This window comes from Amycolatopsis sp. NPDC104587 (assembly GCF_055583645.1).
Map to the genome: position 1 here is coordinate 606,456 of NZ_JBVJNO010000004.1, position 13,278 is coordinate 619,733.

A 13,278-nucleotide genomic window follows, 5' to 3' on the forward strand; every position below is an offset into this window, starting at 1 on the left:
AATCAGGTGCAGGCAGCCAGCCGTCGCTCGAGAAACCGTCGTTGCGGCTCGGAACACGGCAGCGTCAGCGCCCGCCGGTAGTGCGCGGCCGCGGCGGCGTGCTCGCCCGCTCGCAAGGACAACGCCCCGAGCGCGGCGGGCAGCGGCAGGTGCCCGGCCAGCTCAGCACCCAGCCGTTCCAGCTCCGCGATCCCAGCCCGCGGCCCGTCGACCTCAGCAAGCGCGATCGCCCGGTTCAACCGGACGACGGCGGACGGCCGCAGATCCTCGTACAGCGCAAGCATCCGGTCCAGCGCCCGACACGCGGCACGCCGTCCGGGAATCGACACGGCTAGCGTGAGGAGTATGAGCGAAGCGGTGAGCCGGTTCCCGGTGACGGAACTCGAAGACCTGCCCGACGACCTGCGCGAGCGGGTCGGCGTGATCGCGGAGAAGTCCGGGTTCACGCCGAACATCTTCCGCGCGCTCGGCCACCGGCCGGCCGAGCTGCGCGCGTTCCTCGACTACCACGACGCCCTGATGGAACGCTCCGACGGACTCAGCAAGGCCGAACGCGAGCTCGTGATCGTCGCGACGTCGGGCGCCAACCACTGCACCTACTGCGTGGTCGCGCACGGGGCGATCCTGCGCATCCGCGCGAAGGACCCGGAGCTGGCCGACCGCGTGTCGAGCAACCCGTGGCAGGTCGAGCTGGACGAGCGCGGCCGCGCGATCGTCGACCTCGCGCTCGCCCTGGCGCAGGACTCGGCGTTGTTCGGCGAAGACGACCTCGACGCCGCGCGCGACGCCGGCCTGACCGAAGACGAGATCTGGGACGTCGGCGCGATCACGGCGTTGTTCGCGATGTCGAACCGGCTCGCGCACCTGACCGCGTTGCGCCCGAACCCGGAGTTCTTCCTGCTCGGCCGCGTGCCCCGCTAGAACTCGACGCGCCAGATCTCTTCCGTCAGCTTCGGCCCCCAGGTGTCGAAGTCCGCTTCGCTGACGAGCTGGAACCCGGCCCCGCGGTAGAGCGCGCGGGCGGCGTCAAGGATCGACACCGTCGCCAGTTCCATCGCGCGGTAGCCGTGGCCGCGGGCGAACTCGACGCACTCGGTCACCAGCCGCCGGCCCACGCCGTGGCCGCGCGCCGACGGCTCGAGGAGCAGCAGCCGCAGCTTCGCGACGTCCGGGTCCGGCCCGGGCGCGCAGCCGATGCTGCCGACGCGCTCGCCGTCGAGCTCGGCGATCCAGAACGCCCGGCGAGGGTCGTCACGAACCGCGAAGTCCGCGACGACCCGGGCGACGAGCCCCTCGAACCGGACGTCGAAGCCGTACTCGCGGGCATAGAGGGCGCCGTGCCGTTCGACCACCCAGCCGAGGTCACCCGGTCGTGGTGGGCGAAGCACGAGCACGGGGTCGCGCGGGCGGTCGCCGACGACGTCGCCGATGGTGCGCATGGCGGCCAGCAGGCGTTGCTGCTGTTCGTCGTCGAACCGGCTGAGCAGCCCGCCGATCTGCTCGGTGGACCGGCGGTTGAGGAGGGCGAACGCGGCGCGGCCCGCCGGCGTCGGCCGGACGAGCTGGCGCCGGGCGTCCTCGTCGGAGCGTTCACGGGAGATCAGGCCGCGGGACTCGAGGCGCCCGAGCAGCCTGCTGGCGTACCCGGCGTCGAGGTCGAGCCGTTTCCGCAGGTCGGTGACGGCCAGCGGGTCCTGCTGCGCGAGCTCGAAGAGCACGCGCGCTTCCGGCAGGGAGTACTCGGCGTCGGCCGGGCCTTCGTCGAGCACTCCGATGACCCCGGTGTAGAGCCGGTTGAAAGCCCGGACCGCGGCGACCCGTTCGTCGTTCATTGACCACCTCAACAAACTCGTTGACGAAGTCAAAGATTACTCGCCGAGCCAGCGGCCGCAACCTGGTTCCGGACATGGGAAACCCCGCGATGCTGCCAGGTCGGGGGTCCGCCAGCATCACGGGGTCGTAGTGGGTATCGACGCGACTTAGCGCGGCGTTACACCTCGCACACTATGTGGCATAGGTCACTCTAATGGGCGACCGCCACGGGGTGAGAGGTCAGCGCATGTAGCCCGAGCGCGCCTGGGAGATCGCGATGAGTTCCTGACGGACCGTCGCGGTCGCGGCGGTGTCGATCGCCCGGTTCAGCGCCCGGCGAGTGCGAGCCTCGGCGCGACGGGCACGGAGCTTGGCGGCGATGTTGTTCATCGGTTTCTGCATCCCCTTCGAGGGTTCTGGGTGGCTTGTGCCTCTAGTATGCACCTTTTTTCACAAGGAATCCAACGAATGTCCGGTGATGTGGCGCACTCGCCGATGAATCATCGGCAAATCTGGGTAAGCGCCGGAGAGATCGAGGGTGGCGGCCGTCACGGCGGAGCAACCTCATCGGGCTATCTACTTATATCTAGCAATTTTCCAATACAGACTTAGGTAAGCTCATAGACCGCGAGACAGCCGGAAAAGCCCAGGTCAGTCGCGGCTGAGCAGGTAGTGGCCGAAGTGCGGCACGGTGAAGGCGATCTGCCCGCGTTCGGCCGAGAACACGAGGCCCTTCTTCATCAGGCTGTCGCGCGCCGGCGACAGCGACGACGGCTTCCGGCCGAGGAACACGGCGACGTCGGCGGTGCCGGCGGGTTCGTCGCGGCCCTGGGTCAGCTCGGCCATCGCCTGCAGGTACTCCCGCTCGGCAGGCGTCGCGCGCTCGTAGCGCGACCCGAAGAAGCCGACCGCCAGCTCCGACTCCGCCTCGGGCGCCGCGACCTGGACGTCCTTGACGGTGATCGGGTCGGACGGCGCCGCGTCCCAGGCCGCCTTGCCGTAGGCCTGGATGAAGTACGGGTAGCCGCCGGAGGCGTCGAAGAGCGCGTCGAGCGCTTCCGGCTCGATGCCGGCGTCCTCGCGTTCGATCGGCGCCATCACGGCGAAGTCGGCGTCTTCGCGGTCGAGCCGGTCGATGCGCGCGTAGCGGAAGAGCCGCTCGGAGTACGACTTGGACGCCGAGAGCACCGCGGGCACGTGCGGCAGCCCGGCGCCGACGACGACCAGCGGCGCCCCGGACTGCGACAGCTCGTGGCAGGCGGCGCAGAGCGCGGAGACGTCGTCGGGCTGGAGGTCCTGGATCTCGTCGATGAACACTGCGACGCCGGTGCCGACGTCCGCGGCCAGCTCGGCGACGTCGGTGAAGAGCTCGACGAGGTCGATTTCGATGTCGCCGGAGTCGGCGCGGCCCTGCGCGGCGGGCACGTCGATGCCCGGCTGCCAGCGGTCACGCAGCTTCGCGTCGGCCTTGTTGGCCCGCAGCGCAAACGCTTTCAGCACGCCGAGCACCTCTTCGACGCGGTCCGGCGCGCGGTGCCGCACCGCGAGGTCCCGGATGGCCCGGTGCAGCGCGGCGGACAGCGGCCGCCGCAGCTCGGCGTCCGGCCGCGCCTCGATCTTGCCCGCGCCCCACTTGTGCCGGACGGCCATCGCGCGCAGCTCCCCGAGCAGCACGGTCTTGCCGACCCCGCGCAGCCCGGTGAGCACCAGACTGCGTTCGGGTCTCCCCCGCGCGACCCGCTCCAGCACCACTTCGAACGCCTTGAGCTCACGCTCGCGGCCGGCCAGCTCGGGCGGCCGTTGCCCGGCGCCCGGCGCGAAGGGGTTGCGGATGGGGTCCACTCTGCCAAGTTATCGGCGTATCTAGCGCGGAGCCGATATTCGGCCATACACGCCTAGCGCGTGTCGTCGAGGTTCGACCGGATGGCCGTACATAGAGACGAACAGGTCTGCAGCCCTGCTCGTCCCTACCCCCAGCGCGCACTACGACGTAGCGCTACTCGCTCAGGTTCCGTTCCGCGTAGATCTTCATCGCGTCGCGCACGAATTCCGCACCCGGGCCTTCGAACCCGTAGCGCGGGTCGTCGACGTACAGCTGGCCCAGGCCCGCGAAGTAGCCCGCGGACACCGCTCGGACCGCCGGTCGCAGCCACGCGTGCAGCCGTCCCGCGATCGCCTGGACATCGTCGGCGTCCGCCGCGAGCCCGGCCGAGTGGGCCGACCCGAAGGCCGCGGCGATGTCCTGCTGCTCCTGCTGGTGCGCCTGCTTCTCCTCGGCGGACAGCGAGCGCCACCACTGGTCGCCCGTCGCGTACGCCGAAGCGCCCCAGCGCTCGGTGACCTCCTTCTCGTACTTCGTGTGGTCGAAGCCGTCGAAGACTTCTTCTGCCATCAGTCGTTCACCTCCCTTCAGCTTCCGTAGCGTGGTGCGGACCGAGCCGATCTGCCGGTCGATCCGCCGCCGCTCCTGTTCGAGCAGCTCCAGGTGGGTCTCGAGCGCGGTGACCCTGTCCCCTTGCCCGTCCAGGACGCCGGCGATCGCCGGGAGCCCGAGGCCGAGCTCGCGCAGCAGGAGGATCCGCTGCAGCCGGACGAGCGCCTGCTCGTCGTAGTAGCGGTAGCCGTTGCTGCCGATCCGGCTGGGTTCGAGCAGGCCGACCGCGCCGTAGTGGCGCAGCGTCCGGCTCGTCGTCCCGGCCGAACGGGCGATGTCCTGGATCGACCACTCCATGGCTTTGACCCTAGAAGTTGACGCAACGTCAAGGTCAAGCGCTAAGGCTTTCTAGCGCTCTCTAGCATCGACACGAGATTCGCGCAGAAACACCGATGAGGGTTCGAGCGCGGGCCGAGCGGGCACTCAGCGAGTAGGTTCGATCAGGCAGCGGCCCGTACGAGGAAGGCAACGACCGTGATACTCCGTCGACTGGCACGTCCCCTGCTGGCAGCGATGTTCGTGACCGGCGGGATCAATGCGCTGAGGCACGCCGAAGGGCACGCGAAGGCGGCGGAACCGTTCCTCAAGGGCGCTTTTGACAAGGTCGGTGACGTCGTCCCCGAGCAGGTTCCGCGGGACCCGGTGACGCTCGTCCGCATCGACGCCGCCGTCAAGATCAGTGCCGGCCTCGCGCTCGCCACCGGGAAGGCGCCTCGGCTCGCAGCCGGGCTGCTGCTCGGCAGCCTGGTGCCGACCACACTGGCGGCGCACAGCTTCTGGACCATCAAGGACCCGGAAGAGAAGCAGAAGCAGCAGATCCAGTTCTTCAAGAACGCGAGCATGGCCGGCGGCCTGATGCTCGCCGTCGCCGACACGCACGGGAAGCCGTCAGCGGCGTGGCGCGCGAAGCACGCAGCGAAGGACGTCAGCAGGGATGTGAGCAGCGCGGCGGGAAAGCTCAGCCGCAAGGCCGAGAAGCGCGCGAACAAGCTCGCGAAGCGGGCACAGAAGAAGCTGCCTGGCTGACACAGACGCGAAAAGGGCCGCCCCTCGCGAGGGGCGGCCCTTTTCGCGCCTGCTACTTCTCCAGGATTGCGGTGACGCCCTGGCCGCCGGCCGCGCAGATCGAGATCAGGCCGCGGCCCGAGCCCTTCTCGTGCAGCAGCTTCGCCAGCGTCGCGACGATCCGGCCGCCGGTCGCGGCGAACGGGTGCCCGGCCGCCAGCGACGAGCCGTTGACGTTGAGCTTCGTCCGGTCGATCGAGCCGAGCGGCTCGTCCAGCTCCAGCTTCTCCTTGGCGAACGCCGGGTCCTCCCACGCCTTGAGCGTGGCCAGCACCTGCGACGCGAACGCCTCGTGGATCTCGTAGTAGTCGAAGTCCTGCAGCGAAAGCCCGGCGCGCGAGAGCATCCGCGGCACGGCGTACGCGGGCGCCATCAGCAGGCCCTCGTCACCGTGGACGTAGTCGACGGCCGCGGTCTGCGAGAACGTCAGGTACGCCTGCACCGGCAGCTTGTGCGCCTTCGCCCACTCGTCGGTGGCGAGCAGGACCGTCGACGCGCCGTCGGTCAAGGGCGTCGAGTTTCCCGCGGTCATCGTGCCTTCGGGACCGCCGAAGGCCGGCTTGAGCTTGGCGAGCTTCTCGGCGGTCGAGTCCGCGCGCAGGTTCTGGTCGCGCGCGAGCTTGAGGAACGGCGTCACGAGGTCGTCGAAGAACCCGCGGTCGTAGGCGGCGGCGAGGTGCTGGTGGCTGGCCGCGGCCAGCTCGTCCTGCGCCTCGCGGGTGATCTCCCAGACCTTCGCGGTCAGCGCGGCGTGCTCGCCCATCGAGAGGCCGGTGCGCGGCTCTTCGTTGCGCGGGATCGCCGGGACGATGTGGCCCGGGCGGATCTTCGCGACGAGCTTGAGGCGGTCGCCGAGCGTCTTGGCGGCGTTGAGCTGGATGAGGATCTGCCGCAGGTCCTCGTTGACGGCCAGGGGCGCGTCGCTCGTGGTGTCGACACCGCCGGCGATGGCCGAGTCGAGCTGGCCGAGCGCGATCTTGTTGGCGACGTTGACGATCGCCTGCAGGCCGGTGCCGCACGCCATCTGGACGTCGGACGCGGGTGTCGCGGGCGAGAGCTTGCTGCCGAGCACGCTCTCGCGGGCGAGGTTGAAGTCCTTCGAGTGCTTGAGCACGGCGCCGGCCGCGACCTCGCCGATCACCTCGCCCTGCAGCGCGAAGCGGCTGACCAGACCATCGAGCGCGGCGGTGAACATGTCCTGGTTCGACGCCTTCGCGTACGGGCCGTTGGACCGCGCGAAGGGGATCCGGTTGCCCCCGATGATCGCGACCTTGCGTACAGCGGGAGTTTTCCTCGGCGGCATGACTTCACCTCTCTGGTCGTGTCCCTCACACTGTAACCTACTAGCGAGTAGGTTAGACTGCGACGTGACGCAGACTGCACGGGAGGCAACCGATGGCTGACAGGTACCAGCAGTTCACGAAAACCCCGTTGGGGAAGTTCGTGGTGCCGAAGCTCGGCCTGCCCAACCCCGCCACGCTGCGCCGGTTCAAGCCCGGGCAACCCGCCCTCGAGGGTCCCGCACTTCTCGGCGCCGCGCCCGGCGGCCGGCTGGAGAAGAAGGTGCGTGACCAGCTCGCGGACGCGGGCATCAACGTCGTCACCGCTTCGGGTGACCGGCACGCGGCGCTCGTCTTCGACGCCACCGGCGTCACCGACCCTTCGCGCCTGCGCGAGGTCTACGACTTCTTCCACCCGGTGATCCGCAGCGTCGGCCCGTCCGGCCGGGTAGTCGTCCTGGGCACCCCGCCGGAGCAGGCCGACGGCCGTGAGCGGATCGCCCAGCGCGCTCTCGAGGGCTTCGTGCGCTCCGTCGGCAAGGAGCTGAAGCGCGGCGCGACGGCTCAGCTCGTGTACGTCGCCGAAGGCGCCGAAGAGGCGACCGAGTCGACGTTGCGCTTCCTGCTCTCCGCGAAGTCCGCGTTCGTCGACGCGCAGGTCATCCGGATCGGCGTCGAGGGCAAGACGGCTGATGCCCCCGCGAACTGGGAAAAGCCCCTCGACGGCAAGGTCGCCCTGGTCACCGGCGCGTCCCGCGGCATCGGCGCGGCGATCGCGGAGGTCCTGGCCCGCGACGGCGCGCACGTCGTCGCGCTCGACATCCCCGCCCAGGGCGGCGACCTCTCGAAGGTGGCCAACAAGGTCGGCGGCTCGGCGCTGCAGCTCGACATCACTTCGCCGAGCGCGCCCGCGAAGCTCGCGGAGTACCTGAAGGAGCGTCACGGCGGCGTCGACGTCGTGGTGCACAACGCGGGCATCACACGCGACAAGACGCTGGGGAACATGAGCGAAAGCGCGTGGGACTCGGTGATCTCCGTGAACCTGGCGTCGCAGCTGGCGGTGAACGACAAGCTGCTCGGCGACAAGATCCTGCGGGAGAACGGCCGGATCATCGGCGTCTCGTCGATCGCGGGCATCGCCGGCAACGTCGGCCAGGCGAACTACGCGACGTCGAAGGCGGGCGTCATCGGCATGGTGAACGTCGGCGCGCCGCAGCTCGCGGCGTACGGCGGCACGATCAACGCGGTCGCGCCCGGGTTCATCGAGACGAAGATGACGGCGGCGGTCCCGCTGTTCATCCGCGAAGCCGGCCGCCGGCTGTCGAGCCTCGGCCAGGGTGGCCTGCCGGTCGACGTCGCCGAGACGATCGCCTGGTACGCGAACCCGGCGTCGGCCGCGGTGAACGGCAACGTGGTCCGCGTCTGCGGCCAGGCCCTGCTGGGAGCGTGAGGAGTGGCGATCCGCGAACTCGACAGCACGCCCAGCCTGGCGACGCTGTACCCGAAGGCCCTGCTGGGCTTTCGCAAAACGGGCTCTTCACTGCCCGACACGGAGCTGGTGCGCACGGGCGTCGTCGTCGACTCGGCACACCTGGCGGCGTACAACACGGTCTGCGGCTTCCGGCTGAGCGACGAGCTGCCCGCGACGTACCCGCACATGTTGGCGTTCCCGCTGCAGATGGCGCTGATGACCGAGCCGAAGTTCCCGTTCCCGCTGCTCGGGATGGTCCACGTGGCGAACCGGATCACGCAGCACCGCCCGCTGCGGCTGGGCGAGCCGCTGACGATCCGGGTGCGCGCGGAGAACCTGCGTCCGCACGAGAAGGGGCGTCAGTTCGACGTCGTCAGCGAAGCTTGGGCCGGGGACGACCTGGTGTGGGCCGACGTCAGCACGTACCTGCGTCGCGGCGGCGGCTCTGCTTCTTCGCGGCGTGACCAGCTGGCGCCCCCGACCCCGGACGCGATCTGGCGAGTGCCGGGCGACATCGGCCGGCGGTACGCGGAGGTGTCGGGCGACCGCAACCCGATCCACCTGCACCCGCTGACGGCGCGCCTGTTCGGCTTCCCTCGCGCGATCGCCCACGGGATGTGGACGAAGGCCCACGCACTGGCGGCGTTCGAGGGCCGGCTGCCGTCGGCGTTCACTGTGGACGTCCGCTTCAAGCAGCCGGTGCTGCTGCCGGCCAAGGCGGGCTTCACGACGTGGGCCGACGGCGACGGCTGGGCGTTCGAGCTGTGGAGCAAGGCGAAGCCCCACCTCGAGGGGACGATCACCTCACTCTGACGGCTTCCAGACCTCGCCCTCGATGAGGTCGTTGAAGCCGAGCCAGACGAGGTTCATCAGCCACGACGCGAGCACGCCGTCGGAGATGTCGGGGTGGTCGAGGGCCCAGTCGGCCAGCGACTCGGCCGCCCCGACCAGCGCCGCGGACAGGCCTTCGCCGGAGAACTCGGCCTGCTCGCCGACGCCCTTGCGGGTGCCCGCGGATACGACGAGCGCCGCGACCAGCTGGATCGCGCGTGCCCGCATGTCGGTGATCTCCGCGGCGAACGTCCCGCCGACGGTCAGCGCCTGGCGGTGCAGGACCGTCCACGACTCGCGGTACTCCGCGACGAAGCGGTAGAAGGACCGCAGGCCGTGCCAGAGCTGCATGTCCGGCGGCAGGTCGGGCTGGACGCCGGCCTGGATGGCCTCGAGCAGCCGCGTCGCCTCACGGCGGATGCACGCGCCGAACAGGTCCTCCTTCGAGCCGAGGTAGGTGTAGATCATCGGCTTCGAGACCCCGGCGACGTCGGAGATCTCGTCCATCGAGGCCGCGTGGTAGCCGTGGCGCGAGAAAACCTGGACGGCCGCGTCCAAGATCTGCCGCTCGCGCACCGCGCGCGGCAGCCGCCGGGCCCGCTCCGGCGGACGCTGATCATCCTCTGACACGCTGGACCTCCCTGTTGCTGCCCGGAGACGGTACCGGGCGTTGCCCCGGGAGGGTGATTTCGGCACGCTTGCCCGCCTACCTACTGGCGGGTAGCCTACGGGTGAGTAACTTGAGAGGGAGTGACCATGGCCGACAACGCCGGGATGACCAGCGCAGATCAGGTCGCGAACCTCCGCGGAACGGCGCTGCTCGACGCCCTGGAGCGGCTCGACCCCGTCGGCCCGGAGGCGCACACCCTCGACGTCAACACCCTCGCCGACGCGGTGAACCCCCGCGAACTCGGCAAGGACGACTTCCGCCGCTTTCTGAAGGCGCTTCTCACGCTGGCTTCGCGTGCCCCCGCGTTCGACCTGAGCAAGGTCGACCCGGCGCGCTTCGCGTCGTTGGTGTCTTCGGCGTCGCGCGCGCAGCTCGAGAGCGTCGTCGCGGAGCGGCCCCTGCGCGAGCGGGTGCTGGCCGAGATCTTCGCCCGCATGGGCGCCCACATCCGCCCCGACCGAGCCCGCGACCTGCACGCGGTCGTCCATTGGCGCATGTCGGGCGGCCTCGGCGAAGGCGGCTACGACCGCTACGAGACGGTGATTTCACACGGCTCGTGCACGGTGAGCCGCGACATGCGCTCGGCCCCCAGGGTGACGATCACGATCGCCCCGGCGGACTTCTTCCGGCTGATCACCCACCAGGCGACGCCGGCGGTGTTGTTCGTCACGGGAAGAATCAAGGTCAAGGGCGATTTGGCCTTCGCGGCGGGCCTGATCGGTTTCTTCGACCTCCCCCACCCGGGATAGTCTCGTCCCCGTGCCCCGAAAACCGAAGTGGCGCCGTTCCCGAGGTGTTCGCCCCGGCCACGCGGTCAACGCGTTCGCGGACAAGCTGGTCATCGCCAACTTGACGGCTCAGCAGTTCATCCAGGTCCTGGAAACCCTCCACATGCTGGGCGAGTCGGGAGCGGGCATCGAGCTGAGCTCCCTGTCCACGGACGTCCTGGTCGACGTGGTTCGTCGAGCCTCCCGCGACCAGCTGAAGGCGATCGCTTCTCATGCCGAGCTGCGTTCTGTGTTCCTGGACGAGATCTTCCGTAGAATGTCGGAGCATTTCTTGCCGGAACGAGCACGCCACGTGGATTTCGTGGTTTCTTGGCGCTTTTCCGAGGGAACCGGCGAAGACGGCTACGACCGTTTCCAGACGGTGATCGAGGACGGAGTGTGCGTTTCCAGCTCCGACCTATCCCGCACCCCAGACACGACGATCACCCTGTCCGTGGACGACTTCATCCGGATGGCCACAGGCAACGCAGCGGTGGCGGCGATGTTCGTGACGGGCCGGGTGAAGGTGAAGGGCGAGTACGCGCCGGCTGTGCGGTTCTCCAGCTACTTCGACATCCCCAAGCCGTCTGACGCGTAGGCCGACGGAGCACGCCGGCCTACGCGTCATGCCCGGCCGGCTAGAGGAGCGACTGCAGCCACTCGATGAGCCAGTCGGCCGCCTTCTTCCCCAGGGAGTAGAGCGCGCCGCAGGCGAACGACGCCGGCCAGCTGGGCTCTCCGCTCACCCGTCCGGTGACCTGTGCCGGCCTCCTGGAACGCGTGATGATGGCGTTACGGGTCCGCGAACCCCGCTTCGGGCGCTTAGACTTGACCATAGGAACTCCTGACTGGTTTGCGCTGGTGGGGGTTCTGAAGGGGAAAGTCGGCCGGCGTCTGCTTACCGGCTAGTCGGCTGGCTTTCCCTGGGCACGGTGGGGTCTGGGACGCCTCAGTGAGGCGCCCCAGAGTGGGGCTTGCGCGCACCCGGTGGCATGGGCACGCGCCCGGCGAGGTGTAACACGAGGTGCAACACCAGGTTCCCTCCTGCAAATGTGTCGCCCATCACAAATGACGATCCCGTACTCGGACGCGAGTCCGGCACGGCCCAATCGCGAGATGGGATGGTCCGTCCACGTGCTGTCGTGGCGGAAGCTGAAGTGGGCGGGGCGGCTCTTGAGGGGCTTCGCCTTTCCGTAGTGTTGGTGAAGGGGCGGGTCGGCAAGTCGCGTTGCGCCGGTCGACTTCGGCTTACTGGAGGACCGGCGCAACGGAATCTCGTGTGAGATCCGCTGATTCAGTCTGAATCGACACTGGGACGTCAGCTCGTGACGGCTCCAGTAACGCGAATCGGGACAAGCTCAGTCGTAACCGGGCGATTTCCCGCAGGTCAAGAAGGGATGGCAGGGCACACGGCAGCGGGGCGCGGCCGCCCTGCTGCGCCAGTGAATACATGCGCTCCAAAGTGCTGGAGCTCGGAACCCTGCGCGCGTTGGCGAAGTGTGACAACGCTGCTGGGGACACCCACAACTGCCTTGCCCGCTCGGCCTGCGTCCGGGCCTCCATGCACTTGCACAGCTGGACGACGAGATCGGCAAGGCGACGCTGTTCAGTCGTCGAGCCCGAAGGGTAACGCCCACCGGCGTGCCCGAGCTTCATCTGCTTCCCTTTCGAATTGGGTGCACTTAATAGAGGGCAGGACCGGCGCTTCGCTTGCGCGAGGGAGGTCACCCTTGACTGCCGGCTCGAGTCGCTCTGACGCTGGCGCGAGCCTGTGATGTGACGGGTTGTCCACGTGTGTTCTGGTGTGTCGGCCTCCTGGGTGAGCGTGCGGCTGCGGATCGGTGTCGACTGCAGTGACTGCTAGTCGGGGCTTAGTGAGCGTAGCAGTCCTTCGCGCGCTTCGGGCCGCGTTGTCGCCTGTGTTGCGAAGGCGTGCGAAGCAGCGAAGTGGCGAAGTAGCCTTCAATCGTGCATCGTCGAGGATCTACGGTCGCTCTTCGGCTGGCCGTAAAGGCATCAGTGCAGCTTGAGGCGTCGCGTGGCCCATTGAACTTGCAGATGATCTTGAATTGAGATTGCTTTATTTACAGATCTTGTAAACATGCAGGCCGCTTCTTGCGTTGGCGAGCGTGCTACAAAGAAAGAAGTTCCGGGCGTGTCGCCCGCTCCGCGAAGCAGCCGGCGCAGCGCGCTCGGCCGCGAACAGAAAGTGAAGGTAAGCCTTGCGCCCGTCCTGGACAGATCCCAACCTGGGGACCATGAAACGCGTTGCTTTGTGGCTGCTCGACGTCGTTGGTGAAGGAAACGAGTTCACCAAGGAGGAGATGCGCGCAGCATTCCCGGGCGTCTCGCAGATCGATCGCCGGATGCGTGACCTGCGCAGCTTTGGTTGGCGTATCGACACGAACCGGGAAGACCCGTCTCTGACGTCGGCCCAGCAGCGCTTTGTGGAGAGCGGCCAGCCCGTGTGGGAGAAGGGCATGGCTTCGAGGCCGCAAACCGCTGCGGCGATCGGGGCGGTACGCCGGCGCGAGATCATCTCCAGAGACGGCAACATGTGCCGCTCGTGCGGGATCGCGCCGGGAGACCTCTATCCGGAAACTTTCGAAGGTGCCCAGCTCGACATCGCGCGCAGGGATGTCGAGCTGTCAGATGGCAGCGTTGAACAGCAGCTGGTCACCGAGTGCAAGAAGTGCCGGATCGGCGCGAAGGACCTTTCGGTCGACCTCCCTGCCGTGATTGATCGCGTGAACGCCTTGACACCAGACGAGCGGAAGCTCCTGGCCTCGTGGATGGACGCGGAAGAGCGTCCCTTCAACCCAGCTGAGCGGGCATGGTCTGAGTACAAGACGTTGCCAGCGGACGCACGCGCCGCGGTGCGTGATTCTCTGGGCTGACCAGGCCCGCGCCATGGACCGGGATATCGTTTGCCGTTGCTGCGTACGTAG

The 13,278-nt window shown here is 68.5% G+C and carries 14 protein-coding genes; 7 read left to right on the forward strand and 7 right to left on the reverse strand.

Annotated features, from left to right (window positions below; translation table 11 throughout):
* Window positions 1–2: 2 nt before the first annotated feature.
* Window positions 3–284 (reverse strand): hypothetical protein, encoded by a 282-nt coding sequence (locus ACZ61C_RS14750; protein WP_465306730.1) that lies wholly within the window; start codon window positions 282–284, stop codon window positions 3–5.
* Window positions 285–345: 61 nt separating this feature from the next.
* Here ACZ61C_RS14750 and ACZ61C_RS14755 point away from each other — a divergent pair, with 61 nt between their 5' ends.
* On the forward strand, window positions 346–921 hold the full coding sequence (locus ACZ61C_RS14755) for a peroxidase-related enzyme (RefSeq protein ID WP_465306732.1): 576 nt from the start codon (window positions 346–348) through the stop codon (window positions 919–921).
* Here the strand turns inward: ACZ61C_RS14755 and ACZ61C_RS14760 are convergent.
* The 4 genes from ACZ61C_RS14760 to ACZ61C_RS14775 form a co-directional block, all read right to left on the reverse strand.
* Window positions 918–1,832: a bifunctional helix-turn-helix transcriptional regulator/GNAT family N-acetyltransferase gene (locus tag ACZ61C_RS14760; RefSeq protein ID WP_465306734.1), complete on the reverse strand. Its 915-nt coding sequence runs from the start codon at window positions 1,830–1,832 to the stop codon at window positions 918–920. The genes ACZ61C_RS14755 and ACZ61C_RS14760 overlap by 4 nt on opposite strands.
* 220 nt (window positions 1,833–2,052) lie before the next feature.
* A complete protein-coding gene (locus ACZ61C_RS14765) occupies window positions 2,053–2,202 on the reverse strand; it encodes a hypothetical protein (RefSeq protein WP_364275848.1) in 150 nt (49 codons plus the stop codon).
* 261 nt (window positions 2,203–2,463) lie between these two features.
* Window positions 2,464–3,654, reverse strand: coding sequence for an AAA family ATPase (locus ACZ61C_RS14770; protein ID WP_465306737.1), 1,191 nt, complete (start codon window positions 3,652–3,654; stop codon window positions 2,464–2,466).
* Between the two features lie 154 nt (window positions 3,655–3,808).
* Window positions 3,809–4,543, reverse strand: a complete 735-nt coding sequence (locus ACZ61C_RS14775) for a MerR family transcriptional regulator (RefSeq protein WP_465306739.1) — start codon at window positions 4,541–4,543, stop codon at window positions 3,809–3,811.
* 177 nt (window positions 4,544–4,720) lie between these two features.
* On the opposite strand from ACZ61C_RS14775, the gene ACZ61C_RS14780 reads away from it, so the two are divergent.
* On the forward strand, window positions 4,721–5,272 hold the full coding sequence (locus tag ACZ61C_RS14780) for a DoxX family protein (protein ID WP_465306741.1): 552 nt from the start codon (window positions 4,721–4,723) through the stop codon (window positions 5,270–5,272).
* 52 nt (window positions 5,273–5,324) lie between these two features.
* Here the strand turns inward: ACZ61C_RS14780 and ACZ61C_RS14785 are convergent, their stop codons facing one another.
* A complete protein-coding gene (locus ACZ61C_RS14785; RefSeq protein ID WP_465306743.1) occupies window positions 5,325–6,614 on the reverse strand; it encodes an acetyl-CoA C-acetyltransferase in 1,290 nt (429 codons plus the stop codon).
* A 92-nt stretch (window positions 6,615–6,706) separates the two neighbouring features.
* Here ACZ61C_RS14785 and ACZ61C_RS14790 point away from each other — a divergent pair, with 92 nt between their 5' ends.
* Window positions 6,707–8,041 (forward strand): 3-oxoacyl-ACP reductase, encoded by a 1,335-nt coding sequence (locus ACZ61C_RS14790; RefSeq protein ID WP_465306745.1) that lies wholly within the window; start codon window positions 6,707–6,709, stop codon window positions 8,039–8,041.
* A gap of 3 nt (window positions 8,042–8,044) precedes the next feature.
* The gene (locus tag ACZ61C_RS14795; protein WP_465306747.1) at window positions 8,045–8,875 is read left to right on the forward strand and encodes a MaoC/PaaZ C-terminal domain-containing protein; all 831 of its coding nucleotides are present in this window, start codon (window positions 8,045–8,047) and stop codon (window positions 8,873–8,875) included.
* On the opposite strand, the gene ACZ61C_RS14800 is transcribed toward ACZ61C_RS14795, so the two are convergent.
* On the reverse strand, window positions 8,867–9,523 hold the full coding sequence (locus ACZ61C_RS14800; RefSeq protein ID WP_247016531.1) for a TetR/AcrR family transcriptional regulator: 657 nt from the start codon (window positions 9,521–9,523) through the stop codon (window positions 8,867–8,869). The genes ACZ61C_RS14795 and ACZ61C_RS14800 overlap by 9 nt on opposite strands.
* Window positions 9,524–9,649: 126 nt before the next feature.
* On the opposite strand from ACZ61C_RS14800, the gene ACZ61C_RS14805 reads away from it, so the two are divergent.
* The 3 genes from ACZ61C_RS14805 to ACZ61C_RS14815 all read left to right on the forward strand — a co-directional run bounded on the left by ACZ61C_RS14805 (window position 9,650) and on the right by ACZ61C_RS14815 (window position 13,227).
* Window positions 9,650–10,312 carry an SCP2 sterol-binding domain-containing protein gene (locus ACZ61C_RS14805; RefSeq protein ID WP_465306749.1) on the forward strand — a complete coding sequence of 221 codons (663 nt, stop codon included), beginning with the start codon at window positions 9,650–9,652 and terminating at the stop codon, window positions 10,310–10,312.
* 10 nt (window positions 10,313–10,322) lie between these two features.
* Window positions 10,323–10,928 (forward strand): SCP2 sterol-binding domain-containing protein, encoded by a 606-nt coding sequence (locus tag ACZ61C_RS14810; protein WP_465306751.1) that lies wholly within the window; start codon window positions 10,323–10,325, stop codon window positions 10,926–10,928.
* Between the two features lie 1,660 nt (window positions 10,929–12,588).
* Complete coding sequence (locus tag ACZ61C_RS14815) at window positions 12,589–13,227, forward strand: hypothetical protein (RefSeq protein WP_465306753.1); 639 nt, start codon at window positions 12,589–12,591, stop codon at window positions 13,225–13,227.
* Window positions 13,228–13,278 lie beyond the last annotated feature (51 nt).